Below are 25,122 nucleotides of genomic sequence, written 5' to 3' on the forward strand. Positions count from 1 at the left end.
TTGCCCGCCTTTGCGCTCACACCACCGCACCGAACAGCTTGCCGATGCCGGCGGTCAATGCTAGCGCGAGCGCGCCCCAGAAGGTCACGCGCAGTGTCGCCTTCAGCACGTCCGCGCCACCCGCGCGAGCGCCGATCGCGCCGAGCAGGGCCAGGAACAGGAGGGAGGCGACGGACACGCCGAGCACCAGCGCCGGGCGCGGCACCAGCGTCACCATCGCCAACGGCATCGCGGCCCCCACGGCGAAGGTCGCGGCCGAGGTCATCGCTGCCTGGATGGGCCGCGCCTTGGTCACTTCGGAGATCCCGAGTTCGTCGCGAGCGTGGGCCTCCAGCGCATCCTTCGCCATCAGCTGGTCGGCGACCTGCAGCGCCAGGTCGGGGGCGACCCCGCGGGCGACGTAGATCTTCGCCAGTTCCTCCCGCTCGAACGCGGGCTGGGAGGCGAGCTCGGCCCGCTCGCGGGCGAGATCCGCCCGCTCGGTGTCGGACTGCGAGCTGACCGACACGTACTCGCCTGCCGCCATCGACATGGCGCCGGCGACCAGGCCCGCCACGCCAGCCACGAGCACCTCGGAGGTGGCGGCCGAGGCCGCCGCCACGCCGACGATCAGGCTGGCGGTCGAAACGATGCCGTCGTTGGCGCCCAGCACGGCGGCACGCAGCCAGCCAATGCGCGACACCAGATGGGATTCGGGATGTGTGCGGATGCGCGACATGACGGTTCCTGGTCGGTTTCCGTGGCGATGTTACGCCCCGGTCGGTGTCGGGAAACAGCGGAAAGCTGCCAGGGACAATGGCCGATCCGCGCCCGCCCAGAACCAAAACAGGGGTCAGAGTGCACTTTCTCCGACTCGGGTGAGCCACTAGCCCTCGTTGCGAGGCCTGCCGATCTTTCTCGGGCCGACCGTGCGGCTTAGCTGGGCTTCGATGGCTCGGCGGAACCGGTCTGGTCCGTAGAGGTGCTGTCGTTGCAGGTGCAGGCGGATGGCGTCGGTTTCTTAAGGATCCACGGTCTCCATCACCAGTGTTCGCCATGCGCGGCGACGCGCGGCCTGATCATGTCCCAACTCAAGCCAGGCGCGGTGGGGATGCAAGAGCGGATCGTGGGCTGGCGAAGCGTTGCCGGTATGGCTTGACCAGCGGTAGTGGGCCGGGTCTGACACCATGCGGGCGCGCACCGGGTTGAGTTCGATGTAGCGCTGGCAGCGCAGGAAATATTGTTCGTCCGCCACCGGGCAAGCCTTGTAGCGGCCTTCCCACAACGTGCCGGTGCGGTGGTAGCGGTCGTTGACGTAACGCACGTAGCGCCGACCGAGCGCCTGCATCATCTTCCCAATCTGGCCCGCGGCCATTGGCGTCACCAGCAGATGGACATGGTTGGTCATCAGCATGTAGGCGTGCACGCTGCAGTGTTCACGACTGGCGATTTCCCGCAGGTCCTGCAGGTAGCGGATGTAGTCGATCGCGTTGAAGAAGCACGGGTTCCGGTCGTTGCCGCGTTGGACGATGTGTTGCGGAATTCCGGGCAGGTCGATGCGTGGTTGGCGGGGCATGGTCGCGTCCTTGCGATGGTGTTTCCATAGCATGGCCGCCACGCGTTGCCGACGCGACCAGGCAATGCCGTTGCGGATTGTAGGGAAAGTCCACTCTGACCCCGGTTTCTGCCCGCGGATTTCCATTGACAACTGGTTTCCTGGGAAACTAACATCATTCATGTTTCCATGGAAACCAGAATGCGCAAATCCCAAGAACCCGCTCCCAGCCAGCTCGACGATCATTTCGGCTACTGGCTGCGCTTCGTTTCCAACCACGTCTCCCGCCGCTTCCAGCAGTTGCTGGCAGCCGAGGGGACTTCGGTGGCGGAGTGGGTCGCCTTGCGCGTGCTGTTCGAGCAAGTCGAGACCAGCCATGCAGATCTGATCCAGCGTCTCGGGACGACCAAGGGGGCCGCTTCCAAGATCGTCAGTCGTCTGGAGGAAGGGGGATTGGCGAAGCGACGGACCGTCGGGAACGCCCAGCGCGGGCAAGTGCTCAGCCTCACGCGCAAGGGGAAGGCGCTGGTGCCGCGCCTGGCCACATTGGCCGACCAGAACGACGCGCATTTCTTCGGGCATCTGTCGGTGACGCAACGCAAGGCGCTCCGCGACATCTTGAAGACCCTGGTCACGCTTCATCAGCTCCGGGAAGTTCCCGTGACCTGAGTATCCCCTGTGTCTTTCCTTCTTCCTTCCTGGAAACACCAATGAACGAATCCACTCAATCGATCATCCGCGAAACGGCAAGGGCTTCTGCAGAAGGTCGCATCCATTTCGGTCAAGTCATCGCCCAGCTCGTGTCTGCGGGCGTCGAGTCCTACTCGGCCGATTTCCGCGCCCACCGCACTGCCTACTACCTGCCGGACGGGCAGATACTGGACGTTCCGCTGGACATGCCGAAGGTCGCCATCGCCAACGACTTCGACGCACAGGCGCTGCAGGCCGCGATCCGCGGCGCGCAGCGAGGCGAGGTGATGTACCCGGAGTTCAAGCGCTTGAGCTGCGCGGCGGGCTGCGTCGGCTATATGGTCTGGATCGCGGGACGGCACGTCACCTACTTCGGTCGCCGTGGCGAAACCCACATCGAGAAGTTTCCCGACTGAGCTTCGTGGAAAAGAGCGTCAGGACAACGCCTGGCTCGGATGCGCGGGGCGGGCGAAACGAAGCGCCGGATCGTTGGGTCGACCATGCAGGAGCGAGGCCGGATTCACAACCGTGCCGTCTGGTGCACCCGGTGCCCCTCCCGCCGACGAACCTGCCTGGCCGCAAGCCGTCCGCAATGCGCTGAAGGGACCGGCACAGGAAGCGCGTATCGACAAGGCGCTTTCGGACGCGGGGATCGAGGGAAACCGGAGCTCATGCTACGAGGTGCGGGAGGGCGCGGACCTGTCGTGCCCGGATGGCAACCTGTACCGCACACGGCATACGGTCGACCACGGCGACGGAACGTCCGACACTTGGTACACGGACTGGAGTTGCTACCGACCCGATTATTCGAGGTGCAACTGACGCGGCGATCCGCGGCGGCGCCACAGCCCAACGATAACAGCGTCAGGCCCTGGTCGGATGACGTGGCCTTTTCGCTGGCGACCCTGTGCCCGCCAGCGCGACGCGGCGGTTCGCCTCCGGTCAGGCGTCCGCTGGGGGCTCCAGTTCCAGGGCGTCGGCGAACCTGCGCATGAGCGTTACGAAGACATCGAGCTCGTCCCGGCTCCAGTCCTTGAACACGCCCTGCGCCATCTTTTCGCGCGCAACGTCGATGCGGTTGGTCATCGCCTTTCCCTTCGCGGAAATGACGGCTTCGCGCACGCGGCGATCGAGCGCGCCCTCGCGGCGCTTCACCAGCCCGAGGCTTTCGAGCCTGGCCACCTGACGGCTGACGGTGGTGTGATCGCGCCCTGACCGTTCGGCCAGTTCCACCACGCCGATCGGGCCCAGCCGCTCGATGCTGACCAGGATGGAAAACAGCGCACGATCCAGGCGAATGCCGGCGGCCTTGATCATCCTGTCGTCGTTCCGCGGGCGATTCATCGTGCTGACGATGCTGATCAGCGCCCCGTGCAACTCCTTCATGCGTTCGGACATGTGTGCATCTTGCACATTCTTTTTCGCCGGCATACCATGCTTCCCATTGCGTGCATGTTGCACATATTGGAGCAAGCATGGCCCGTCATACAACCATCGACGTGCTGGTCTGCGGGGCCGGCGCGGCCGGCCTCACCGTCGCCATCGAGCTCGCCCGCCGCGGCGTTTCGTTCCGGCTGATCGAGAAGCTGGAAACGCCATTCCCGGGTTCGCGCGGCAAGGGCATCCAGCCGCGGACGCAGGAGGTCTTCGAGGACCTGGGGATCCTGGATCGGGTGATGGCGGCCGGCGGGCTCTATCCGCCGCAGCGCGTCTACCGCGAAGACGGCAGCCATGTCGACTCTGACATGGCCGGTCGGATCGAGCCGACCCCGGCCGAGCCCTACCACCTGCCGCTGATGCTTCCGCAGTTCCTCACCGAACGCATCCTGCGCGAGCGCCTGGGCGAGCTTGGCCACCGGGTGGCGTTCGGTTGCGAGTTGCTGGACTTCGAGCAGGATTTGGATGGCGTCACCGCGTGCGTTGCGGGACCGGCGGGCGAAGAGACCGTGTCGGCGCGATACCTGGTCGGCGCGGACGGGGGACGCAGCAGCATCCGGAAAGCACTTGGCGTCGACTTTCCCGGCAAGACGCTGGGCGTGCGCGCCATCGTGGCGGATGTCGAGCTTGCGGGGCTGGACCGCGATGCATGGCACCAGTTCAACCAGGGCGACATGGCGCGCATGCTCGCGATCTGCCCGCTCGCCGGCACCTCTCTGTTCCAGATCCAGGCCCCGGTGGCGCTGGAGGCACCGACGGATCTGTCGGTCGAGGGGTTGACTGCCCTGGCCGCCGCGCGCACAGGCCGCACCGACATCCTCGTGCGCTCGGTGTCGTGGGCGTCGGATTACCGGATGAACGCGAGGTTGGCCGATCGCTATCGCGTGGGCAGGGTGTTCCTGGCCGGCGATGCCGCGCATGCGCACCCGCCCACCGGCGGACAAGGACTGAACACCAGCGTGCAGGATGCCTACAACCTGGGCTGGAAGCTCGCCGCCGCCCTGAAGGGAACCGGTGAACATCTTCTCGACAGTTACGAGGCCGAGCGCCGGCCGGTGGCCGAGGCCGTGTTGGGCCTTTCGACCCGGCTGCTCGACGCGCAGCAGCAGGGCGGGATGCGTCGCGGGCGCGAGGTGCACCAGCTCGACACCGGCTACCCGGACTCACCGCTCGCCCGGGAACTGCGCGCGCGCACCGGCGGCATCCGGGCGGGGGATCGTGCACCCGATGCGCCGTTCCAAGGGGCGGCGGGCCAGCCGTCGCGGCTGTTCCAGCTGTTCCGGGGCCCGCACTGGGTGCTGCTCGCGCAGGAAGCCAGTCTTCCGGAGTTCAAGCCGCGGGCAGGGTTGCATGTTCACCATGTTGGGCCGAAGGGCGATGTCGTTGACGTCGCGGGACACATCCAGGCCGCATATGGTCTGGCGCGTGGCGAATGCGTGCTGGTCCGCCCGGATGGCTATGTGGGCGCTACCTTCGATGCCGAGCAAGCCGCGAAGCTGGGCGCCTATCTGGACAGCGTGGGCCTGCAGTGAACGGCGTGGACCCAAGAAGGGGCCAAGAAGGCGCCAAGAAGGGGCCAGGTGTAGTTATTTCCTGGTTCGGCTTGTCGGGCTGCGATTACAGGGTCAGAGTCAAACTAGGGAGCCAGGTTCACTTATTTGGGCGAGACCTTGCATGGGCATACGGCTGATGCCGACGAAGAGGCGTGGATGGCGCACGATGGGCATGGGTTGGATCAGGAATGGAGCAGGTGTAGTAACTTCTGAGAACGTGCGGATTACTTCGCCTCGCTCGGCCTCACAACGGGGCCAGGTGTCCTTACTTCGCTTCGGTCAGCCTTTGGCGGCGGCGATGCGTAGGGCGGGCGGAGGCGAAGCGTCGGGTCTTTGCTTCGGATGGAACCTGGTCAGGTCTACTGGCGTGGGCGATGCGCAGGCTGGGGGAAGCGGAAGCGTCAGGTCTTTGCTTCGACCATGGCCTTGAAGGCAACGTGGCCCAGTGCGCGTTGTTGTTGGAAAACAGGGAATACAGGGGTCAGAGTCGACTTTCCTGACGATCGCCTCGGCTTCCGCAGACTTTCGCGGCCTGCCGATCCGGGGGAGCGGGGCATGGGGGCATCCGTGCACTGGAGTCATATCGAGCGTGGCACGGCAGCGGATGCTCATGAAATCGGGGATTTGCCACATTGCGCCTGGGCAAAGCCCACTCCGACCCCTGCTCTCCGGCCTTCTACCCCACGAAAGAAGCGTCCCACTGGTGGATTCACGCTCGGTTTACACATTCCGCCGTCAACTGCGAGCGGCCAACGTCATCCGCGCACGCGCCATGACGCCGGCAACAAGCCGCTACATCCCCGTTTCCCCCGACGAAGGAGCAGTGCAATGTCCCTGACCAAACCACTTCGGACGATCGCGCTCGGCGCGACGATCGTCGCCACCCTGGGCCTTGGTGCCTGTGCGACCTACGACGACGACTTCGCGCGGGTCAACTCGCGCCTCGACCAGCTCGACACGAAGGTGCAGGGCGCGGCCCAGAGCGCGGAATCCGCCAATCAGTCCGCGCAGCAAGCCAACCAGCGGCTGGATCAACTGGAAGGCCGTGTGCAGCAGCTCGAAACGGCGCCCGGCAGAAAGCCGCGCGGTTAGTCGCTTGCACGCAAACCCTGCGATCCGGGCCGTCCTTGGGGCGCTGGCGCTGGCGTTCACGAGCTTTGGCGTGGCCAGCGCCACGGAGGCCGCTGCGCCGGCCTCCGCCGTCGACCAGCTTCCGCAAGACCAGGAGGTTTCCCGCACGGTGATCGAGCTTGCGGGTTGGGTGGTCGCCGCCAAGGACAGCCAGGGCTATCCATTCGCGGTCATCGACAAGGCGGCCGCACAGATCCTGGTGTTCGGCGGCGACGGCCGGCTTCGCGGCGCGGCCCCCGCGCTGATTGGCTCGGCGGTCGGCGATCATTCCGCGCCCGGCATCGCCGGGCTCGCGCTGCGCGAGATTCCGGGCCGCGATCGCACGACGCCGGCCGGTCGCTTCGTGGGCGGTTTCGGCCCGTCGGTCGACGCCGGGCGCGTGCTGTGGGTGGACTACGATTCCGCTGTCTCCCTCCACCCGACCGCGACCGGGGTCCCGGCCGAGCGACGCGTCCAGCGACTGGCATCCCCATCGCCCGACGACAACCGCATCACCCACGGTTGCATCAACGTCTCCCCCGAGTTCTACGAGCAGGTCGTCAGTCCGACGTTCGAGCGGGGCGGGGTGTTCTACATCCTGCCGGACAAGGCGCCGATGGCCGAGACCTTCCCGGATTTCGCGCAACATGGCGCGACTGCGCAACGCAAGGGTGGGTAGGGCGCGATTAACAGAGTTAATTAACGGGGTAGGGTTCACTTACCCCGCGGGATCCGGTCTTCTCCGCGGGCGATGGGCCGGCCGCGCGGAGGCGAAGCGCTTGGTCTTTGCGGCCATGGCCGCGCGGCGAGCGAGGCAGTCAGTGCGCGCCCCGGCAGCGCATCGGGCTTTGCCATCGAACAATGTCAGGAAGTGAACCTCAGCCCGTTACCCGGTATGCGTCCCCGGTGCGGCGGGAACACAACCCCCTTCCGACGCACAACGTCCAGATTCGTGCCGCGTCTCAGTCTGAGGTGAGCGGAAGTTCCTGCCAGACCACGGTTGTGTCCGGGATGGCGCCGAGGACGGCTCCTGAGAACCACTGGATTCCGTAGTCGAGGGACTCTGCCACGTCCTGACCCCCGGACCCGAACAGCAGCACCAACTGGCCAGCGTCCACCTGCACTCGCTGACAGAACCAGCCGCCGTGCACAAACCTGTCCTCATCATCAGGACCATGCAGGTACTCGGTCCACGCGTCAAAGCGGCCTTTGAGCTGGTCCATCGCGGAAGTCGACACCGTGGCCAGCACCGTCGCCTGTTTGGTGAGCCCGCGGTTGTTTTCCGTCGACCAAACCCAGTCCATGTTCATCTGGTAGCGACGCGGATCACCCTCGGCGAGCTCGGGAAGAGTGTGGGGCGTGGGCCTAACCCTGTTGTTCATGCTCATGCAAGAAGAACGGGGTCAGGTTCACTTACCCGTTGCCGGGCACGTCGAGATGGGGAGGCGGGCCATGTTCGTGAGCATGGCCGCGACGCCTGCGCGGCGCATTCGGTGCAATGGCCGCTGCGTATCGGGCTTTGCCGTCGAACAATGTCAGAAAGTGAGCCTGGCCCCGTTACTGATCGCCTCCAATGAACCGCCTTTCCGGCTCAGCCGGCAGACGCTTCCTCGTCTTCATCGGGCCCGCGCCACCACGCCTCTCCATCCTCACGCCGCGGCACTTCGGCTTCGCGCGTTTCGATGCCTTCGACGTAGCGATCCCGGCCGGATGCAGCCCAGTCGCTCAGCAACTTTTCCACGGACTTCCGGCTCTGGGCCGCGATGCCCAGGTTACGGTCGGCTTGCCAGTCGCCCTCGTCGTCACTGTCGTGCTGGTGCGGGGCGCCATAACTGCAGCGCAGGCAGTAGTAGCGCACGCTTTCGGTCCAGTCTTCCGCGTAGCCGATGCCGGGTGCGGTGGCGTCCAGTAGTGGTTGCAGGCCCTCGCTGCTACCGCAACTGACAAACACAATGAATGTCTTGAAGTCCGATGGAGCGAGCCGGACCAGCTCATTGAACACCGACACCTGTCGCTCACCATCCAGGCGGGAGCCGGTGGCCGCGCCGTCGTGCAGCACGATGTCGCCGAAGCGGTGGCCGCTTTCCGGCAGCGGAACATTGAGTAGCCGCGCGCGGACCGGGTCGATGCGACGCATGAACACGGTTTCGCCGCCATGCCAGGGGTTGAGGCGCACCACGGCGACGCCGTAGTCGCCCTCGATGGATCCATCGCCTTCGGGAACACGAACGCCGCAGGCGGACCAGAGCCTTCGCACCTGCGGCCAGTCACCGAGCGCCGTGGCGGCGATGGCTGCGTTCCAGTGCTCGGCCTCGCCCATCTGGTCGGATAGTTCGATGGCGCGCAGGTTGTGCCGGAGCGAGACTGGCCAGTCCAGCATGTACTTGTGCGCCAGCCCGCGCATGTAGTGGTAGTAGCGATTGTCGGGATCGCGCTGGAGCAGGGCATCGAAGTCACGAGATGCTTCCGTCAATGCTCCTCGATCCATGGCGGCGTAGGCGCGTTCGTGCAGCGCCTTGAATTCGTCCTCGTCGGTCATGCGTCGATGTTTCTCAGCTGGACAGCCCGGGAGGGGTGTTGCGGAAGCGGCGGCGGAAGACGGCATGGCTTCCGAGGATGACGATGGTCTGCAATACGGCCAGTGGCACCAGGAACAGATGCGTGGCGGTCCACAACAGACACAGGACCGTGGCGATATTGAGTGCAGTCTTTCCGAAGCGACTGGCGACGTACAGGACCAGCACGAAGAAGAGCTGGTACAGGAGAACGGGAATCGTCAGGATCACGGGGTGACTCCGCTGGGGGCATTGCGATGGAAAAGCTCGCTGCTGCCGCAGTCCGCGCATTCGCGATAGAAGCGGTCACGATCCTTGCGCAGCCGGGGCTGGTGGCCAGGTCGGCAGTTGAAGCGGATGGCCGTGTTCTTGCCGCAGCCGTCGCACTTGAAGTAGTAGCCGAATTTTCCGTAAAGGATTGATCCGGCGCGGCCGGAACACTCTTTGCATGCCGGGCCTGTGGGGGACGGCGCAGGATCGGGAGCGGGTACGGTAAAGGTGGGTTCGATGCGCGTTGGCCGCCCGCGCGCAGCGGTGGCTGCCCCCGGGTAAGGCGCCGGTTTCATGGCCGGCGCCCCGGCTTTCGGCTGATGGCGCGCAGCCAACTGCCGTGCGACGAACTCGACTGTTTCACCCGAGACGATCTTGGCTGCTGTTCGCAGCATGCCGATCAGGACATTCTCGCTGTCGATATCGCGCCAGATCGCTTTCTTGAGCTGGTCCGCCTTCACGACCCGGGAAGCATCGAATCGCCTTGGCCGGTAGATCTTCGCTTCGGGACCGACCAGGACGAACGACTGGAACGCGGGTGGAATGCGGACGCCAAGCCGGGTCGGGAGTTCGATTTGCGCCATCACGTCCTTGATGACCTGGATGTGGCGCTCGTTCTGCTCAAGAGGGGAGGCCATGCCCTCGTAGGTCTTCTGGTAGTTGTTCCAGCGCAGGAACTCGCCGTCTTCGGTGATCTTGATGCCGGCGTGGAAGTGCTTGGTTTCCAGCACGTACACGTCCATCCAGCGGTTGATCAGGAGGTGGTCGATCTGGGCGGTGCGGTTGCCGTGTTCGAGCCTCAGGTCGTGGATCACGGCCCAGTTGGGTGAGGCGGCGTAGTCGAAGTCGATCATATATGCCGAATCCCGCTCGCCCCTGAGGCCCGCTTTGCGGATGCGCAGTTCCTTGGTTGCCCGCTTCGCATCGGGACCATTGCCCCCCGCGCGCTGTTCGAGCAATTGCAGCTCGGTGCCCTGGTCGTCCGCGGCCTTGATGAGCATCGCTTTCCTCCCCCTTTCCCCGCTTCTGCCCGGGGAGGATAGCCGTTTGCATCTGCTGCAACGGCGGGCATCAGGAAAATTCCTACAAGCACGTCCGGAAGTCCTGACACGACAGCGCGGACTCTCCCGATACCTCCGGCCGTGCTTCCCACCGCATAGTGCAATCCGTCCGCGGCAATTCCGCCGCGGCATCCACGCAGAAGGAGTTGCACATGTCGCAAAACATGGTGTCGCTGACGGTCAGCGAAGAACAGGCGAGCTCGGCCATGGCCGGGATCGCGCAGGTCGGCCAGGCGCTGCCTGGCCTGGTGTCGCTCACGCCCGACGACCGCAAGGGGCTGCTGTACATGGGGCCGCGGTCGCAGGTGTTCTGCGAGCAGGTGGTCCGGGTGCTGGCGCAGAACCCCCAGATCGTCCCGCCGCGGATGGACCTGGCCGAGGCGGAGGCCGACATGGCCGCGCTCAACCAGCTGCGGCCGATCCAGGACCAGCTGCGCCAGCTGCTGTCGCGCGTGGACGACACGGTCACGGCGCTGGGCAGCGACCTGATGGACTTTTCGCTGGAGGGCTACGGGCAGCTCAAGCTGTCCGGCGCGGCGGAAGGACTGGAGGAGTTGCGCCGCGAGATCGGCGGCCGTTTCTCCCGCCGCCGCCGCAAGGCCGCCACGCCGGAGTCCGCGCCGGAGGCCGCATAGCCGCGGCGTCCGCCACGGTGCACCACGAAGCCGCCCGCGAGGGCGGCTTCTTTTTGGGCTGGCGCCGGGCGAGGCGCGGCGGGGATGGGGTCCGCGGCCCCATCGATGGAGTCCCGGAGGTCAACGATCGGGTTCCAGAGGTCAACGATGGGGTCGCGAAGGCCATCGATGGGGTCGCGAAGGCCATCGATGGGGTTCCGGACCCCATCACATGGGGTTCCGGACCCCATCACATGGGGTTCCGGAGGTGATCGATGGGGTCGCGAAGGCCATCGATGGGGTTCCGGACCCCATCACATGGGGTTCCGGAGGCGAACGATGGGGTCGCGGAGTCCAACGATGGGGTTCCAGGCCCCATCGTCCTGTTCCCGGTTCCATGGCGGGGATTACATGCCGTGGACATGCAGGATGTTGCCGTCGGGATCCTTGAACCAGATGGCCGCGAAGCCTTCGCTCCTGTGCACGCCGTGGTCGATGTCCATGCCCAGTTCGGGGTACTCCTCCAGGGCCAGGCCCTTCGCCCGCAGGTCTTCGGCGATGGCCTCGACGTCTTCCCCGCCGCTCCAGGCCACGGCGTTGCCCGTTCCCGGCCGCACGCCCTCGGACCGGTAGACCACGAGCCGCGTGTCGCCGGTCCGGTATTCCAGCACGCCTTCCATGCCGTCGTCGCCTAGTTCGAGGCCCAGCGTGTTGCCGTAGAACTCCCGTGCACGCCCGACGTCGCTGACCGCGACGATGGCGCTCGAAGTCTTGTCCTTCAACATGGGTCCTCCGTATCACCAATGCGCCACACGCCCGGTGGCGGCAGGTGCGACGACCCTGCGTGGATTGGCGTTGCAAGCATGTCAAGCCGGCGTTAACGCGATGGCTGGCGCCCGGAGGCGGCTGACGGCCCCGGAAGGCAACGACGAGTACCGGGAACACGGCGTTGCCGGCGGCTATCTGCCGGTGCGATGGGCGTCGGCCGCGTTCGATGCGCACCTCGTGGGGCGGGACTCGTCGTGGCATGGGAACACGTCGCCGAACCGGGCCCGGATCTGCGCCGCGTGCCAGCCGGACTGCCTCGCACGCGCGCCGGCAATCGAAGCCGGCACTTTTTTTGTTTTCGGGTGGCCGATGCTGAATCGCACCTTCGTTGGCTACGCCAGCGGCGGCGCCCTCAGGGCGTGCGATCGCACTGGAAGCCTGTGTGAGGGGGGGACAGACCACCAGCCGGTCTTGCCGCGGCGCGCACCTCGCGTGCGCTTTCTCTCATCCTGATCAGGAGAATGTCCGTGAAGACGATTGATGGGCTTGCCGGGAATGTCCCGGCCTATCGAGTCCTGGAGCAGGCGGCAGGAAAGCGGCCGGCAGCAGGCAGGGGCGGAGCGCGCGTAGGTTGGCGATCCCGCCACCGATCACTCGCATTGGCGCTGGCGTTGGCCGCGGCGGCGGCCGTGCCCGGCCTGGCCGCGGCGCAGTCGCAGTGCACACCGGTGCTCGACGGCCTCAAGACGCCGGTCGGCAGCCTGTTGAGTCACCAGGGCAACCTGCTGGTGGCCGAATCCGGGGATGGCAGCGCCGGCTCCGGGCGCATCTCCGTCGTGGACCGGCACGGCAAGCGCCGCACCCTGATCGATGGCCTGCCGTCCGCACCGTCGGACGTGGGCACGCCCTCCGGCCCTTCCGGCCTCTACCTCGACGGCGTGACGCTGTTCGTGGCGATCGGGACCGGCGACACCGGCATCCTGGGCCCGCGGCCCGGCACCACGGTGCCCAATCCGAACGGCGCGTCGTCGCCGATCTTCAGTTCCGTGCTCGCCCTGACCTACAGCGGCGCGGCGGAGCGCAAGACCACGGGCTTCACGATGACGCCGGCCCAGCAGGCGTCGCTGGCGAAGGGTCGGGTGGTGGTGCTGCACGACGGGCACGGGCACCTGATGCTCGCGCGCATGGTGACCAACTTCCCCGAGTACGTCCCGTCGCCGATCCCCGGGGTGCCGGACAACATCAGCCTCTCCAATCCGTTCGGCATCGTCGGCCGGGGCGCGTCGCTCTACGTCACCGATGGCGGCCGGAACCTGGCGTGGAGGGTCGGCCGCTGGACCGGTTCCCGCTCCGAGTTCGTGCAGTTCCCCAACGTTCCCAACCCGCTGTTCCCGCAGGTGGGCGGCCCGATGATCCAAGCCGTGCCGACCGGGATCAACGTGTCGAAGAACGGCAAGCTGCTGGTCTCTCTGATCCGCGGCGCGCCGTTCCCGACCGGCGTGTCGAGCATCGAGCAGATCGATCCGGTGACCGCGAAGGACGTGCCGCTGATCTCCGGCCTCACCACGGCAATCGACACCGCGCCCATGCGGGGTGCGCACGGACCGCTGCTGGTGCTGGAGATGGCGGCCAGCGGACCGTTCTTCAGCGGGCCGGGCACGGTGCTGCGGTTCGATGCTCCTGACGTTGCGCCGCAACCGGTTGCGGACTGCCTGGTCCGGCCCACGTCGATGACGCTCGACGAGTCCGGACGCTCGCTCTACGTCACCGAGGAAGAGGGCAGCCTGATCCGTATTGCCTATCCGTGACTTGCCCGGCGCGCAGGACGGCTTCCTGCGCCATCACCGCCGCTTGCCAGGCCTGGCAGGCGGCGGATCGGGCCTCCACGAGGATCCTCGCGCCGCGGCTGCCGCATTCATGCAGCCTGCGGCGCTTTTTTTCGCGCCACCGTGGGCGCACCGCAGGGCATTCGCGGCCGCTGCGGCCGCGTGCGCGCGGCGCTGGTCGCGCTGCGTCGAAGCGCGGGCACGACGCGCCGTTTCCATTCGTAAATGCGGGCGTAACGCCGTGGCCAGGTCTCGGGTTCACCCCAGCTTTCAACGCGTCCGATGGTGGCTACCTTGGAAATTGGCATTCCCCCACGGAAGCACCGCGATGACCATCACCCTCCAGAGCCCCGCGAACATCCTGCCGGCCAACCATGGCCTCGAGAATCGGGGAGGAAGCGCAACCGAGGTTGCCGCCCCGCAGTCACCTTCCGCAGACGCCCCGGCGACCTTTGATGACGGCTTGAGGCTCGATGAAGACTCTCGCGCGGTGTTCAACGCCGGAAATTATGCGATGGGTGACACGGGTGCTTCCGGTCAAGATGCTGCGGCGTCGCTGATCCACGAGCAGCGCTGGGGTTCCGGCGACCAGGCGGTACAGGCCCAGTACTTCAAGGACCAGATCGAAGCCCACAAGAACGATGCGCAATGGTTGAACGAATACTTCTCCGCGCTTGGGGATGACAGGGTCGCCGACCTGATGCGGCTGTCGATCACCCAAACCGCCAACCCCGAATCCGTGGGGGCCTTGGGAGGCAGCGGAAGCGACGATGCCGTTGCCTACTACGACGAAACCGTCGGCGATCTTCGAACGGCCCTGGATACCCTCGCGGAGGGCGGCTACCTGAACCAGGCCGACATGGACGCCCTGTACAAGGACATGGACCTGGACACGAGCGACAAGAACATGTTCGGGCCGACCCTCGTGACCGATCTTTTTGCCAGGAGCTCCGCGGACGTCCAGGAGATGTTCTTCAACTCGGCCCTTGCCGAGGGCAACGACAACTCCGCTGCGATTGCTTCGCACGTCCTGGCGCGGATGCCCGTCTCCGACCAGGTGCGGATCCTGAGTGCCATGAGCCAGGGCGAACTCGACAGCTTCGTCGAAAAGGCCATGAAGGGGCAGTTCGACGGCATGGACATTCGCGCGTATTACGGCGAGGGCGATACGCATTCCACCGTGACCATCGGCGGCATCACCGAGATCCTCGGCAATGCCAACGACGTCACCGTCTACTACCACGCCCGGACCGTCGTCCCGGATTACCCGCCGCAGCTGCAGAAGGCGCTGTTCGATGCGACCGCAAGCGCCCTCACGAACGAAGACGTGTTCGACAAGTTCAAGGATGACATGCAGTTCAAGGACGAGCTGGGTACGTTGACGCTCAAGGAACACGACGATTTCCTTGACCGGGCGCTGGATGCGGACGGCGGCGCCAGTGGCGAGGATCTCGGCAGCACGACTCGTGACGAGTATTCGAAGATCCTGGAGATGACCCTGTTCACGCCGCCGCTTGCCGACAGTGCCGACAGCCTGGCGAGGCACATCGACGACCGGTACAAGTCGATCGGTGACGACCTCGAGAACATGGGCGATGCCGCGTTCGAGACGAAGTACGGCCGGAATCGCGCGGCCATGGCCGCCGCTTTCGGTCAGATGACCGGCGTGTTCTTCAAGACGCTCGATGATGGCCTGACGCGCGTCAAGGGCGACGCCGCCAAGGCCGCCGAAATCATGGATCCGCTGTTCAAGCTCGTTGATTTCGGAGTCGGCAAGGGCTTGGACAAGGCCGGCCCGATCGGAGCCATCGTTTCGAAGGCCCTTGACCTGACGGGTGCTTCTGATGCCGTGAAAGACGGGATCAAGGAAAAGATCGAGAGTGGGAAGATAAAGGAAGCGATCGAGGACATGAAGGATCATGGCGTCGACCTGACGAAGCTGGGCGAGGAGCTCTACGAAAACATGAGTGACAACGTGCTGCCGAACAGGACGGATCCCAACGGCACCTACCAGGGCCAGCATGGAGATGTCTCCATCAAGGATGCCTGGCAGAACGGCTACGACTTTGTCGAGGGAGCTCCGACGACGAGTTGAATGATGCCCGGCAGGAAACCGAATAGCCGGTAAAGGCGATCGATCCCGGCTGCGGACCGGGATCCCGCCTGTTCGTTCCGGCTGGCGTGCAACGGCGTGGACGGGCGTGACGCGATGGTCTTCACCACGGTCAGGGGCTCAGGGGTTCGCCGCCGCTTTCTTCGAAGGACTGCAGGTCGTGGCTCGGCAATCGCCCTGCGTGCCCGCGACCTGTTCCGCCCGGCCGCGCAGCGTTGCCGCACTCGGCCGGTTGCAGCCTAGGCCGGCTTCCCGTCGCCTGCGGGCACCGTGTTCACCATCCACGGCACGCCGAATTTGTCGACCAGCGCGCCGTATCCGGGCGACCAGAAGGTTTCCGCGAACGGCATCACCTGCCTGCCGCCGTCCGACAGCTGCTCGAACCAGCGCCTGGCCTCGGCGACGTCATCGGTGTGCAGGGTGACGTCGAAGCCGTTCTTGGGCTTGTCGACGTTGGGGGCCCAGGCAACATCCATGTCGGCGCCCATCAGCGCCTGGTCGCCGACGTCGAGCCAGCAGTGCATCAGCCAGGTCTTGTACTTGTCGTCGGTGATCGGCATGTCCGGCGGCGCGTCGCCGTAGGGGATGGCGGCGGTGACGGTGCCGCCCAGGACCCTGGCGTAGAACTCGAACGCTTCCTTGCACTGTCCCTGGAAGCTCAGGCTGGTGACGATCTTCATGGGATTCTCCAGTGGTCCGTAGCTGGGTGGAGGGAGTGGACGGTCTACGCCGCCGCGCGTTAGCCGGGTGTCGATGGATCGGGGCGCGGAATCGACGCCAGGCACGGTCGCCTGCTTTCCCGGTTCGACGAACGACGGGCGCGCGGATCGACACCGTCGCTGCGGCAAAGGCAGGCCGGAACGGGTGAATGCACAATCAACACGTGAATGCGCCAACCGGCCGGGCAGACCGGTGTGCCGCCCGTGTTCGCGGGCGCGCGCAGCGCCGTTCGAAGCCGAGCTGCCCGACCGGCGGTGGCCGTGTTTCCGATTGCGCCGCGTTGGCATCGACGCGCATCGCCTACCCGATGGGCTGGCCATGACGGGCGCGGACGGGGTCTTTGCCGGTTCGATTCCGGAGCCCTGCGACACGCACCTCGTGCCGCTCATCTTCGAGCCTTGCGCGGCGGACCTGGTGGGGCGGATCGGGTCGAACGGATCGGGTCGAACGATGTCACGCGGCGCCTGCAAATCACGGCCGCATGGCGCTCGGGATGCGGCGGCTACTCGGTATCGTCGCGCGCCTGCGCGGCGGCGCGCTGCCGGCGCAGCGCATCGAGCTGTGCAAGCTGTCGCTCCGAGGGGTCGAGCACGTCGAGGTGCAGCATGTTCACGCCGGTTCTCCCGTGGAACCTGGCGACGAACAGGCCGTCGAAGCGCGCGAACGTCCCGTACTCGCCGGCGCGGTACTGGGGGTTGTCGAGATGCCGCCATCGCGGCAGGAAGATTTCGTGGACGACGGCCCAGCCGGGAACGTCCGCTTCCAGCAGCACGCCTTCGAGGAACATGCGGGCGCCGCCCCAGCCGTCGCCCGCGAACCCGTCGCGGCGGGTGTCCGCGTCGCCGGTATCGATGGCCAGGGTGCCGGCAAAGCCATCGTCGCGGTCGTCGCTGATGTCGCCCGCATCGCCGTCGTCGCGCGCCTGCGTCCTCGGGCAGCCGCAGGCGGCGCATGCCTGTTGGATCCGCACGCCGACGTAGACCACCCGGTCCTGGTGTTCCTCCACGAACGCCACGAAATCGGCGAGTGCCTGGCGTTCCGGCGCGGACAGGCGGAAGGGGTCCGGTGCATCCGCTTCGCCGCAGCTGAGGGTCAGGTCGAATGCGGGCAGCGCGTTCGCGGCATTGAGGCCGCAGGCGTTGCCGGCGCCGCCGCGCTTGCCTCCCGCACGTGACGCTTGCAGCGCCGTCAGGCCTGGCTGTCCCGCATGCGCGGCGGGCATGGCCGTGCAGGCGCCAGCATCATCGAACGCTGCGGCATCGCGGGCGAGGGAACCGGCCTCTGCGCGGCATGCGCCGGCACAGGCGGCCAGCACGAGCGGGGCGATCAGCAGCGCATGGCGCCACGGCAGGATTCTGGTCGACATGATCATGCTCCCTGGCTACGTTCGTCGAAGCGTTGCCGGCTGCAGGTGCGGCGCATCCCGTCTCCCCCGGCACGGATTGGAACGGCCCCCTTTGTCACGGGCGCGGCGCGCAGCCGTGCGCGATCATAGCCCAGCGGCCTGGCGCCACGGCTGCGGCGGTGGCAGGCGCGCGCGCCTTGACTTTCCTTGCCGCCGCTTCGTTCCATGGCGAACAGGATCTGTTGCGGAGAATTGCGATGAGCGACCGAGTTGCCCACCCCGGCCTTGCGGCCAGGCGGATGGATGCCGACGCGGCGGCGGCCCTGGTGCGGCCGGGCATGACCGTGGGCATGAGCGGCTTCACCGGCGCCGGCTATCCAAAGGGCGTGCCGCTGGAGTTGGCCGCGCGGATCACCGCCGCCCACGAGCGCGGCGATGCCTTCCGGCTGCGCGTGCTGACCGGCGCTTCCACAGCGCCGGAGCTGGACGGCGCCCTGGCCCGCGCCGGCGGGATCGACTTCCGGCTGCCGTACCAGTCCGATCCCGAGCTGCGCGAGCGCATCAACCGCGGCGAGATCGAATACATGGACATCCACCTGGGCCACGTCGCGCAGTACGCGTGGTCCGGGTTCCTCGGCAAGCTCGACATGGCCATCATCGAGGCCACCGCGATCCTGCCCGACGGCCGGCTGTTGCCATCCACCTCGGTGGGCAACAACAAGACCTGGCTCGACCTGGCCGACCAGGTGATCGTCGAGGTCAACCATCGCCAGCCGATGGGCCTGGACGGGATGCACGACATCTACTACGGCACCGCGCTGCCGCCGCACCGCAGGCCGATCCCGCTGCAGAAACCGGGCGACCGCATTGGCGAACCCTACCTGCGCGTGGACCCGGCGAAGGTCGTCGCGGTCGTGCACACCGACGCGCCTGACCGCATCGGCCGGTTCAGCCCGCCGGACGAAGTGTCCCGGCGGATCGCCGGGCACCTGGTGGAGTTCTTCCGCCACGAGATCAAGGCCGGCCGCCTGTCCGAGCGGCTGCTGCCGCTGCAGTCGGGCGTGGGCAACATCGCCAACGCGGTGCTGGCGGGGCTGCGCGAAGGCGGCTTCCACGGGCTCACCGCGTTCACCGAGGTGATCCAGGACGGCATGCTCGACCTGCTCGGCGACGGCACCATCGACATGGCCTCTGCCACCTCGTTTTCGCTCAGCCCGGAAGGCGTCGAGGAGTTCGTCCGCCACATCGACCGCTACCGCGAGCGCATCGTGCTGCGTCCGCAGGAGATGTCCAACCACGGCGAGCTGATCCGGCGCCTGGGCGTCATCGCCATGAATGGCATGGTCGAGGCTGATCTGTACGGCAACGTCAATTCCACCCACGTCGCCGGCAGCCGCATCATCAACGGCATCGGTGGCAGCGGCGACTTCGCCCGCAACGGCTTCCTGTCGTGCTTCGTCACGCCGAGCACGGCGAAGGGCGGCGCGATCTCGGCCATCGTGCCGATGGTCAGCCACGTCGACCACACCGAGCACGACGTCGCGGTGGTGGTGACCGAGCAGGGCCTGGCCGACCTGCGCGGGCTGTCGCCCAAGCAGCGCGCCCGCGCGATCATCGCCAACTGCGCGCATCCCGATTACCGGCCGCTGCTGCAGGACTACTTCGACCGCGCCTGCCGCGACAGCCACGGCAAGCACACACCGCACCTGCTCCCCGAAGCGCTGGCCTGGCACCAGCGGTTCCTGGACACCGGCAGCATGCGCGGCGGCTGAGCCGAGGCTTCCGCCCCGCCAATCCCCGCAGGAGCGCCCCATGGGCGCGATCGTGTTTCGCCGCGCACGCTGCAGCATTCCCGGCGCGCGACGTTGCGCGGGTCCTTGCAGGTAGCGGCTGTGATCCGACTCGGTGAAGAAGCGGGGCTGGCGAGCCATGATCGCGCGCTTTTGATGACGGGCACCCCGTGTGCAACGGGCAGGGCGCCGAAGCGAGCAGGAAGCAGCGCGCTGGCGCAGGGAAAGTCCACCCTGGCCCCGGATCTCGAATTGCTCCCGCCGCCGTTCTTGCCCCACTATTGACGTTCCCAGGGCTTTCGACCGTCCAGGGAGGCAAAGCCCATGATCTCCGGGAGAACCCTCGAAAGCTGGTGCGCCAGCCATCCGTTGATCCGCGAGCTGGTCGCGCTGCAGGAAACCACCTGGTTCAATCCCGCCGTGGCGCCGGTTGCGGAATCACTCGGTGACGTGGGGCTGACGGCGGCGGACGTCGCCGATGCCAGTGCGCGTTTGACGCGCTTTGCTTCCTGGATCAGGCGTGCGTTTCCGGAGACGGAGGGCAGCGGCGGCATCATCGAGTCGGACGTCCGGCCCTTGCCGACGCTGCATGCCTTGCTGGGCGAGCGCTACGGCCTGGCCCTGGGCGGATCGCTATGGCTCAAGCGGGACAGCCATCTGCCGATCTCCGGGTCGATCAAGGCGCGCGGCGGCATTTACGAAGTGCTCAAGCACGCCGAGGATCTGGCGCTGGCGGGAAAGTTGCTGGCGCTCGACGACGACTACGCGGTGCTGGACAGCGACCAGGCCCGGGCCTTCTTCGGCCAGTACAGCATGGCGGTCGGCTCGACCGGCAACCTTGGCTTGTCCATCGGCATCATGGGTGCCGCGCTGGGTTTCCGGGTGACGGTGCACATGTCCGCGGATGCGCGGCAATGGAAGAAGGACATGTTGCGCTCGCGGGGCGTGACGGTCATCGAATACGCCTCCGATTACGGCGTGGCGATCGCCGAAGGCCGCAAGCAGGCGGAGCGCGATCCCGCCTGCCATTTCGTTGACGATGAAAACTCGGTCAACCTGTTCCTGGGCTACGCGGTCGCCGCCGAACGGTTGCAGGAGCAGCTGGCGCAAGCCGGTGTTGCCGTCGATGCGCAGCATCCACTTTTCGTCTATCTGCCCTGCGGCATCGGCGGCGCGCCCGGTGGCGTGGCCTTCGGCCTGAAGCTGGTCTACGGCGACGCAGTCCACTGCATCTTCGCCGAACCCACGCATTCGCCGTGCATGTTGCTGGGCGTTCATACCGGGCTGCACGACGCGGTATGCGTGCAGGACTTCGGCATCGACAACGTGACGGCTGCCGATGGCCTGGCGGTCGGACGGGCATCGGGCTTCGTCGGAAAGGCGATGCAGCGCCTGGTGGACGGCTACTACACCGTCAGCGACGAGGAGATGTATCGTTTGCTTGCGCTGATGGAGCGCAGCGAAGGCGTGCGCCTGGAACCGTCCGCGCTCGCAGGCGTGCCGGGCATCGCCAGGGTCCAGGGCGACCAGCACGGCTACCTGGCGCGTGCCGGCCTCGACAGCCGGGCCATGGCGCAGGCCACCCATCTGGTCTGGGCAACCGGTGGCAGCATGGTGCCGGCGGACGAGATGCAGGCCTACCTGGACAAGGGGCGCAGCTTGCTTGCGAAGGATTGAGAAGACGCGCTCGCGAGGCGGGATCTGGCGTCGATCCGCGGCGGGCGGATGGACTTCGCGCCCATGTCGATGTCGGGGACGCTGGTTCGTCATCCATGCACAAGGCCATGCCGGCCTCGATGACGAGGGAGAAGATCATGCGCGTGATGGTGTTCGTGAAGGCAACCGAAGACAGCGAGCGGGGCCTGCCGCCCACTGCCGAGATGACCGCGATGTTCGAGGCGATGGGGAAGTTCAACGAGGAGCTGGTGAAGGCCGGGGTGATGATCGACGGCGACGGGCTCAAGCCCTCGTCCGCAGGCAAGCGGATCGCCTTCGACGGCGCGGGCAGGACGGTAATCGACGGCCCCTTCGCCGAGGCGCGCGAACTGGTTGCGGGTTACTGGGTGTGGGAAGTCAAGAACATGGACGAGGCGGTAGCGTGGGCGAAGCGCTGTCCCAACCCGATGCCGGGCCCGAGCGAACTGGAGATCCGCCCCTTCTATGAAATGGCGGATTTCGGCGACGCGGTGACGCCGGAGATCGCCGAGCGCGAGCAGCGGCTGCGCGACCGGCTCGGCGGTGGATGAAACCGGGCAACGGCAGCAGGCAGGTTCGCCTGTCGCGCGGGATCCATCCCCGGTGCGTGCGGTGATGCCGGTAGCGGACGGCGCGGAACGCCTGCCGGAGCGGGTCTAGCCTGCTCCCGTACGCACCTCGATCCCCAGCGCCGGCGCAATCGCGCGCATGGCCTCGTCGTCGCGGCCCAGGGTGATCCAGCCGGCAGTGGTGTCGGTGCCGGTCTCCCACAGCCACAGCGTGTAGCCGTGGGTGCGCAGTGCGTCATGGGCGATGCGCACGAGCGCGACGGTGTCGGCATCGGCCAGGAATTCGTCGTCGGTCGGATCCTCCACGCCCCAGTCGATGTCGAGGTTCCAGCGCGACACCAGTTCGGTGATGCTCTCCACGAAGGCGGCCGCGTCGTCGTCCTGCACCTGGAAACCCGACTTCCAGTCGATGATGTCCTTGAGCAGCCACGCCGGCTCGATCTCGTCCTCACCTGCGTCCGCGGTCGCGTCCTGGTACTGGCCGAACTGCTGCAGCGCGGTCTCCTCGTCGCCCGGATTGACCAGCAGCAACAGCTGCCACACCAGCTGCTCGGTGCCGGCGTCCTCGTCGATCCCGTCCTCGGCGCCAAGGCCGTCGGCGAAATTGGCGAAGTTGTCGTCGGCGTCGTACTCGGTGTCGGGTGCGTGCATGTGCGGGGCAGGGGCGGGGCTGGGCGCCAAGGATAGACCCTGCGCGGCGAGTCCACGCGTGCAGCGAGTGCGTTCGCGGCTGCCGCGTTAGCATGGCCGCTCCGGTCGCCTCGGCGGCAACGTTTGGCGAGGCGCGGCACCTCTTGAGCAGCATGTTCCACTCACTCAGGAGCCATAACTACCGGCTGTGGGCCGGGGGCGCGCTGGTGTCCAACGTGGGCACGTGGATGCAGCGCATCGGGCAGGACTGGCTGGTGCTGACCGTGCTCACCGACCACAGCGCCACGGCGGTGGGCACGGTGATGGCGCTGCAGTTCGGGCCGCCGCTGCTGCTGTTGCCGCTGACCGGGTTTGCCGCCGACCACCTGGATCGCCGCAAGCTGCTGCTGTTCACCCAGGCCGCCGCCGGATTGCTGGCGCTGGGCCTTGGCTTGCTGACGCTGACCGGCGCGGTGCAGCTTTGGCACGTCTACGGGTTTGCCTCGTTGCTCGGCTGCGTGACCGCGTTCGACGCGCCGGCGCGGCAGGCGTTCGTGTCGGACCTGGTCGACGATGACGACCTGGCCAATGCGGTGGCGCTGAACTCGGCCTCCTTCAACGCCGCGCGGATGGTCGGCCCGGCGGTGGCGGGCGCGCTGATCGCGGCGATCGGCGAGGGCTGGCTGTTCGTGGTCAACGCCGGTTCCTATGGCGCGGTGCTGGTCTCGCTGTGGTTCCTGCGGGTGCACGAGCTGCATGTCGAGGCCCGGCCGGAACGCACGCGCGGCAGCCTGTTGGCCGGGTTCCGCTACGTGTGGCAGCGGCCGGACCTGGTCGCGGTGCTGGTGATGCTCGCGCTGCTGGGAACGTTCGGCTTCAACTTCGCCATCTTCATTTCCACCATGTCGGTCACCGTGTTCCACGGTGACGCCAGCCAGTACGGCCTGCTGACCTCGTCGATGGCAGCCGGCACCATGAGCGGGGCGCTGCTTTCGGCCCGCCGCCCGGCGCCGGGCATGGTGCTGATGGCAGTGTCGGCGGCGTGCTTCGGCATCAGCGTGGCGGTGGCCGCGGTGATGCCCGGCCCGATCCTGTTCGCGGTCGTGCTGTTCTTCGTCGGCCTGGCGGCGCTGACCTTCATGACTGCCAGCAACTCGATGATGCAGCTCACCACCGAGCGCACGATGCGCGGGCGGGTGCTGGCGCTGCGCATCGCCGTGGTCATGGGCGGTACGCCGCTTGGCGCGCCATTGGTGGGCTGGGTGGTCGACCGGTTCGGCGCACGCTTGGCGCTGGGCATCGGCGCGCTGTCCGGGATTGCTGCCGCCGCGGTGGCGGTCGCCTATCTGGTCAGGCATCGCGAGCTGCGCCTGTCGCGGGATGCCGGGCGTCTGCGCCTGCTCATCGAGGCTGCGCCGGCCGACGGGACGGATGTGCGCGTGGCGGCAGGGGAGCGCGTGACGTGACGGGTGATCGGGCGGCTGGACCGTGCCGTGGATCGTTCTCGACACGCATGGGCGACATGACGGGCGCATTCGTCCGGCGCCGGTAGACTTGCAACCCCTCCAGGCCGCATGACCCAGCGATGATCAACAACGATGTCCTGCGCAGCGTCCGCTACATGCTCGACCTGGGCGACGGCAAGGTGGTCGAGATCGCTCGCTTGGCGGATCCCGCGTTCGCCGTCGACAAGGACCAGGTGCGAGCCTTCCTGCTGAAGGAAGACGACCCCGGTTACCTGGCCTGCAGCGATGGCGTGCTTGCGCATTTCCTCGACGGGTTGATCATCCATCGTCGCGGCATGGACGAAGGCGTGCCGCCGCGGCCGGTGGAGAAGCGCATCAGCAACAACGTGGTGCTGAAGAAGCTGCGGGTGGCGTTCGAGCTCAAGGACGTGGACATGCACCAGGTGTTCGCGGATGCGGGGTTCCCCGTGTCCAAGCCGGAGCTGTCGGCATTGTTCCGCCAGCCCGGGCACAAGAACTTCCGCCCGTGCGGCGACCAGCTGCTGCGCAACTTCCTCAAGGGGCTGACGCTGCGCGTGCGCGGCGCCTAGGCCGGGCGTGCGCCGGTCGCGTGCGCCTCAGAAGCGTTCGCCAGCGGGTAGGTAGCGCCACATCCCGACGGGCATCCTGGCCAGCGGCACCCTGCCGATGCGGATGCGCCGGATCGCCACCACGTCCAGGCCGACCTGCGCGCACATGTCGCGCAGTTGCCCGCTTCGCACGCCCTTGATCGCGAAGCGCAGGCGGATCTCGTTCTGCCAGCTGACCTTGCACGGCGGCAACTCGCGGCCGCCGTAATGCAGGCCGTGGTTGAGCTTGCGCAGGCCATAGGGCGCAATCTCGCCGCTGACCTCGACCACGAATTCCTGTTCGATCTCATCGCGGTCTTCGGTCAGCCGGCGCCACACGCGACCGTCCTGGGTCAGCACCATCAGGCCGCTGGCATCGGCATCGAGCGGTACCAGCGGGGTCAGGCGATGGAAGTGGCGCTCGAGCAGGCGCACGCCCGAAGGATCGTCGGGCCAGTGCGTCCCGGGCTGCACCAGTCCCGCCGCGGCCTTGCGGCCGGTGATCGCATCAAAGCCAACGGGCTTGTGCAGCAGCACCGTGGCCGGTTCGACGGCTTCGAGCTGCGCGGCGGGATCCAGCGCGACGACCTCGGCGGACACCGGGCGCGCCGGATCTTCGACCACGCATCCATCGACCGACACCCAGCCGCCCTTGATGTACTGCTCGGCCTCGACGCGCGAGCACCGGGCCAGGTCGGCAACACGTTTCGCCAGTCGAACCGGATCAGGCATGGATCGGCGCCGCGGGAACCAGATTGCGCATTGTAC

At 67.0% G+C, this 25,122-nt stretch carries 25 protein-coding genes; 13 read left to right on the forward strand and 12 right to left on the reverse strand.

All coding sequences use genetic code 11. The features are described 5' to 3' along the window. Window positions 1-16 precede the first annotated feature (16 nt). Complete coding sequence (locus tag H570_RS0107565) at window positions 17-718, reverse strand: VIT1/CCC1 transporter family protein (RefSeq protein WP_027080207.1); 702 nt, start codon at window positions 716-718, stop codon at window positions 17-19. Between the two features lie 282 nt (window positions 719-1,000). Then, window positions 1,001-1,681 (reverse strand): transposase, encoded by a 681-nt coding sequence (locus H570_RS16810; protein ID WP_245559569.1) that lies wholly within the window; start codon window positions 1,679-1,681, stop codon window positions 1,001-1,003. Window positions 1,682-1,735: 54 nt separating this feature from the next. Between H570_RS16810 and H570_RS0107575 the strand changes: the two genes are divergently transcribed. Together H570_RS0107575 and H570_RS0107580 are read left to right on the forward strand one after the other, a co-directional pair. Next, complete coding sequence (locus tag H570_RS0107575; RefSeq protein WP_027080208.1) at window positions 1,736-2,203, forward strand: MarR family winged helix-turn-helix transcriptional regulator; 468 nt, start codon at window positions 1,736-1,738, stop codon at window positions 2,201-2,203. 41 nt (window positions 2,204-2,244) lie between these two features. Further along, a complete protein-coding gene (locus H570_RS0107580) occupies window positions 2,245-2,640 on the forward strand; it encodes a DUF1398 domain-containing protein (protein ID WP_027080209.1) in 396 nt (131 codons plus the stop codon). Between the two features lie 526 nt (window positions 2,641-3,166). On the opposite strand, the gene H570_RS0107585 is transcribed toward H570_RS0107580, so the two are convergent. Next, complete coding sequence (locus H570_RS0107585) at window positions 3,167-3,655, reverse strand: MarR family winged helix-turn-helix transcriptional regulator (RefSeq protein ID WP_027080210.1); 489 nt, start codon at window positions 3,653-3,655, stop codon at window positions 3,167-3,169. 44 nt (window positions 3,656-3,699) lie between these two features. Here H570_RS0107585 and H570_RS0107590 point away from each other — a divergent pair, with 44 nt between their 5' ends. From H570_RS0107590 to H570_RS0107600, 3 genes are all read left to right on the forward strand, one after another. Beyond that, window positions 3,700-5,193, forward strand: a complete 1,494-nt coding sequence (locus H570_RS0107590) for an FAD-dependent oxidoreductase (protein WP_027080211.1) — start codon at window positions 3,700-3,702, stop codon at window positions 5,191-5,193. A gap of 849 nt (window positions 5,194-6,042) precedes the next feature. Beyond that, window positions 6,043-6,306 (forward strand): membrane protein, encoded by a 264-nt coding sequence (locus H570_RS0107595; RefSeq protein ID WP_027080212.1) that lies wholly within the window; start codon window positions 6,043-6,045, stop codon window positions 6,304-6,306. A gap of 43 nt (window positions 6,307-6,349) precedes the next feature. After that, entirely contained in the window at window positions 6,350-7,003 is a 654-nt protein-coding gene (locus H570_RS0107600) for a L,D-transpeptidase family protein (protein ID WP_027080213.1), read from the forward strand. Between the two features lie 283 nt (window positions 7,004-7,286). Here H570_RS0107600 and H570_RS0107605 read toward each other — a convergent pair whose 3' ends face one another. The 4 genes from H570_RS0107605 to H570_RS0107620 all read right to left on the reverse strand — a co-directional run bounded on the left by H570_RS0107605 (window position 7,287) and on the right by H570_RS0107620 (window position 10,150). Further along, window positions 7,287-7,712 carry a hypothetical protein gene (locus H570_RS0107605; RefSeq protein WP_027080214.1) on the reverse strand — a complete coding sequence of 142 codons (426 nt, stop codon included), beginning with the start codon at window positions 7,710-7,712 and terminating at the stop codon, window positions 7,287-7,289. A gap of 203 nt (window positions 7,713-7,915) precedes the next feature. After that, window positions 7,916-8,863: a tetratricopeptide repeat protein gene (locus tag H570_RS16815; protein WP_036135530.1), complete on the reverse strand. Its 948-nt coding sequence runs from the start codon at window positions 8,861-8,863 to the stop codon at window positions 7,916-7,918. A 13-nt stretch (window positions 8,864-8,876) separates the two neighbouring features. Next, a complete protein-coding gene (locus H570_RS0107615; protein ID WP_027080215.1) occupies window positions 8,877-9,110 on the reverse strand; it encodes a hypothetical protein in 234 nt (77 codons plus the stop codon). Continuing rightward, the gene (locus H570_RS0107620) at window positions 9,107-10,150 is read right to left on the reverse strand and encodes a nuclease-related domain-containing protein (protein ID WP_027080216.1); all 1,044 of its coding nucleotides are present in this window, start codon (window positions 10,148-10,150) and stop codon (window positions 9,107-9,109) included. The genes H570_RS0107615 and H570_RS0107620 overlap by 4 nt, the downstream gene beginning before the upstream one ends. A 212-nt stretch (window positions 10,151-10,362) precedes the next feature. Between H570_RS0107620 and H570_RS0107625 the strand changes: the two genes are divergently transcribed. After that, complete coding sequence (locus H570_RS0107625; RefSeq protein ID WP_027080217.1) at window positions 10,363-10,845, forward strand: hypothetical protein; 483 nt, start codon at window positions 10,363-10,365, stop codon at window positions 10,843-10,845. Window positions 10,846-11,231: 386 nt separating this feature from the next. Here the strand turns inward: H570_RS0107625 and H570_RS0107630 are convergent, their stop codons facing one another. Further along, window positions 11,232-11,609 (reverse strand): VOC family protein, encoded by a 378-nt coding sequence (locus tag H570_RS0107630; protein ID WP_027080218.1) that lies wholly within the window; start codon window positions 11,607-11,609, stop codon window positions 11,232-11,234. A 642-nt stretch (window positions 11,610-12,251) separates the two neighbouring features. Here H570_RS0107630 and H570_RS0107635 point away from each other — a divergent pair. Together H570_RS0107635 and H570_RS0107645 are read left to right on the forward strand one after the other, a co-directional pair. Continuing rightward, on the forward strand, window positions 12,252-13,400 hold the full coding sequence (locus tag H570_RS0107635; protein ID WP_027080219.1) for a ScyD/ScyE family protein: 1,149 nt from the start codon (window positions 12,252-12,254) through the stop codon (window positions 13,398-13,400). A gap of 346 nt (window positions 13,401-13,746) precedes the next feature. After that, window positions 13,747-15,513, forward strand: a complete 1,767-nt coding sequence (locus H570_RS0107645) for a hypothetical protein (protein WP_156899891.1) — start codon at window positions 13,747-13,749, stop codon at window positions 15,511-15,513. Window positions 15,514-15,770: 257 nt separating this feature from the next. Here H570_RS0107645 and H570_RS0107650 read toward each other — a convergent pair whose 3' ends face one another. Continuing rightward, complete coding sequence (locus H570_RS0107650) at window positions 15,771-16,211, reverse strand: VOC family protein (RefSeq protein WP_027080221.1); 441 nt, start codon at window positions 16,209-16,211, stop codon at window positions 15,771-15,773. A 542-nt stretch (window positions 16,212-16,753) separates the two neighbouring features. Beyond that, the gene (locus H570_RS0107655) at window positions 16,754-17,617 is read right to left on the reverse strand and encodes a hypothetical protein (protein ID WP_156899892.1); all 864 of its coding nucleotides are present in this window, start codon (window positions 17,615-17,617) and stop codon (window positions 16,754-16,756) included. Window positions 17,618-17,853: 236 nt separating this feature from the next. Here H570_RS0107655 and scpC point away from each other — a divergent pair, with 236 nt between their 5' ends. The 3 genes from scpC (at window position 17,854) to H570_RS0107670 (ending at window position 21,632) form a co-directional block, all read left to right on the forward strand. Further along, window positions 17,854-19,368, forward strand: coding sequence for a succinyl-CoA:acetate CoA-transferase ScpC (gene scpC, locus H570_RS0107660; protein ID WP_027080223.1), 1,515 nt, complete (start codon window positions 17,854-17,856; stop codon window positions 19,366-19,368). A 342-nt stretch (window positions 19,369-19,710) separates the two neighbouring features. Continuing rightward, window positions 19,711-21,063: a D-serine ammonia-lyase gene (dsdA, locus tag H570_RS0107665; protein ID WP_027080224.1), complete on the forward strand. Its 1,353-nt coding sequence runs from the start codon at window positions 19,711-19,713 to the stop codon at window positions 21,061-21,063. 137 nt (window positions 21,064-21,200) lie between these two features. Then, window positions 21,201-21,632: a YciI family protein gene (locus H570_RS0107670; RefSeq protein WP_027080225.1), complete on the forward strand. Its 432-nt coding sequence runs from the start codon at window positions 21,201-21,203 to the stop codon at window positions 21,630-21,632. Window positions 21,633-21,737: 105 nt separating this feature from the next. On the opposite strand, the gene H570_RS0107675 is transcribed toward H570_RS0107670, so the two are convergent. After that, complete coding sequence (locus H570_RS0107675) at window positions 21,738-22,301, reverse strand: DUF6630 family protein (protein WP_027080226.1); 564 nt, start codon at window positions 22,299-22,301, stop codon at window positions 21,738-21,740. 152 nt (window positions 22,302-22,453) lie between these two features. Between H570_RS0107675 and H570_RS0107680 the strand changes: the two genes are divergently transcribed. Beyond that, window positions 22,454-23,746 (forward strand): MFS transporter, encoded by a 1,293-nt coding sequence (locus tag H570_RS0107680; protein ID WP_245559562.1) that lies wholly within the window; start codon window positions 22,454-22,456, stop codon window positions 23,744-23,746. Between the two features lie 119 nt (window positions 23,747-23,865). Beyond that, the gene (locus tag H570_RS0107685; RefSeq protein ID WP_027080228.1) at window positions 23,866-24,336 is read left to right on the forward strand and encodes a YehS family protein; all 471 of its coding nucleotides are present in this window, start codon (window positions 23,866-23,868) and stop codon (window positions 24,334-24,336) included. A gap of 27 nt (window positions 24,337-24,363) precedes the next feature. On the opposite strand, the gene H570_RS0107690 is transcribed toward H570_RS0107685, so the two are convergent. Then, window positions 24,364-25,086 (reverse strand): rRNA pseudouridine synthase, encoded by a 723-nt coding sequence (locus tag H570_RS0107690; RefSeq protein WP_027080229.1) that lies wholly within the window; start codon window positions 25,084-25,086, stop codon window positions 24,364-24,366. Between the last annotated feature and the right edge of the window lie 36 nt (window positions 25,087-25,122).

Origin of the sequence: Luteimonas mephitis DSM 12574, assembly GCF_000422305.1 — a bacterium.
Lineage (GTDB): Bacteria > Pseudomonadota > Gammaproteobacteria > Xanthomonadales > Xanthomonadaceae > Luteimonas > Luteimonas mephitis.

Coding starts and splice junctions, on each gene's coding strand:
- H570_RS0107625 (WP_027080217.1), top strand. CDS start 10,363: ATGTCGCAAAACATGGTGTCGCTGACGGTCAGCGAAGAACAGGCGAGC.
- H570_RS0107675 (WP_027080226.1), bottom strand. CDS start 22,301: ATGCACGCACCCGACACCGAGTACGACGCCGACGACAACTTCGCCAAT.
- H570_RS0107690 (WP_027080229.1), bottom strand. CDS start 25,086: ATGCCTGATCCGGTTCGACTGGCGAAACGTGTTGCCGACCTGGCCCGG.
- H570_RS0107630 (WP_027080218.1), bottom strand. CDS start 11,609: ATGTTGAAGGACAAGACTTCGAGCGCCATCGTCGCGGTCAGCGACGTC.
- dsdA (WP_027080224.1), top strand. CDS start 19,711: ATGATCTCCGGGAGAACCCTCGAAAGCTGGTGCGCCAGCCATCCGTTG.
- H570_RS0107670 (WP_027080225.1), top strand. CDS start 21,201: ATGCGCGTGATGGTGTTCGTGAAGGCAACCGAAGACAGCGAGCGGGGC.
- H570_RS0107655 (WP_156899892.1), bottom strand. CDS start 17,617: ATGTCGACCAGAATCCTGCCGTGGCGCCATGCGCTGCTGATCGCCCCG.
- H570_RS0107585 (WP_027080210.1), bottom strand. CDS start 3,655: ATGCCGGCGAAAAAGAATGTGCAAGATGCACACATGTCCGAACGCATG.
- H570_RS0107620 (WP_027080216.1), bottom strand. CDS start 10,150: ATGCTCATCAAGGCCGCGGACGACCAGGGCACCGAGCTGCAATTGCTC.
- H570_RS0107565 (WP_027080207.1), bottom strand. CDS start 718: ATGTCGCGCATCCGCACACATCCCGAATCCCATCTGGTGTCGCGCATT.
- H570_RS16815 (WP_036135530.1), bottom strand. CDS start 8,863: ATGACCGACGAGGACGAATTCAAGGCGCTGCACGAACGCGCCTACGCC.
- H570_RS0107650 (WP_027080221.1), bottom strand. CDS start 16,211: ATGAAGATCGTCACCAGCCTGAGCTTCCAGGGACAGTGCAAGGAAGCG.
- H570_RS0107605 (WP_027080214.1), bottom strand. CDS start 7,712: ATGAGCATGAACAACAGGGTTAGGCCCACGCCCCACACTCTTCCCGAG.
- H570_RS0107590 (WP_027080211.1), top strand. CDS start 3,700: ATGGCCCGTCATACAACCATCGACGTGCTGGTCTGCGGGGCCGGCGCG.
- H570_RS0107685 (WP_027080228.1), top strand. CDS start 23,866: ATGATCAACAACGATGTCCTGCGCAGCGTCCGCTACATGCTCGACCTG.
- H570_RS0107580 (WP_027080209.1), top strand. CDS start 2,245: ATGAACGAATCCACTCAATCGATCATCCGCGAAACGGCAAGGGCTTCT.
- H570_RS0107680 (WP_245559562.1), top strand. CDS start 22,454: ATGTTCCACTCACTCAGGAGCCATAACTACCGGCTGTGGGCCGGGGGC.
- H570_RS16810 (WP_245559569.1), bottom strand. CDS start 1,681: ATGGAAATCCGCGGGCAGAAACCGGGGTCAGAGTGGACTTTCCCTACA.
- H570_RS0107595 (WP_027080212.1), top strand. CDS start 6,043: ATGTCCCTGACCAAACCACTTCGGACGATCGCGCTCGGCGCGACGATC.
- scpC (WP_027080223.1), top strand. CDS start 17,854: ATGAGCGACCGAGTTGCCCACCCCGGCCTTGCGGCCAGGCGGATGGAT.
- H570_RS0107645 (WP_156899891.1), top strand. CDS start 13,747: ATGACCATCACCCTCCAGAGCCCCGCGAACATCCTGCCGGCCAACCAT.
- H570_RS0107575 (WP_027080208.1), top strand. CDS start 1,736: ATGCGCAAATCCCAAGAACCCGCTCCCAGCCAGCTCGACGATCATTTC.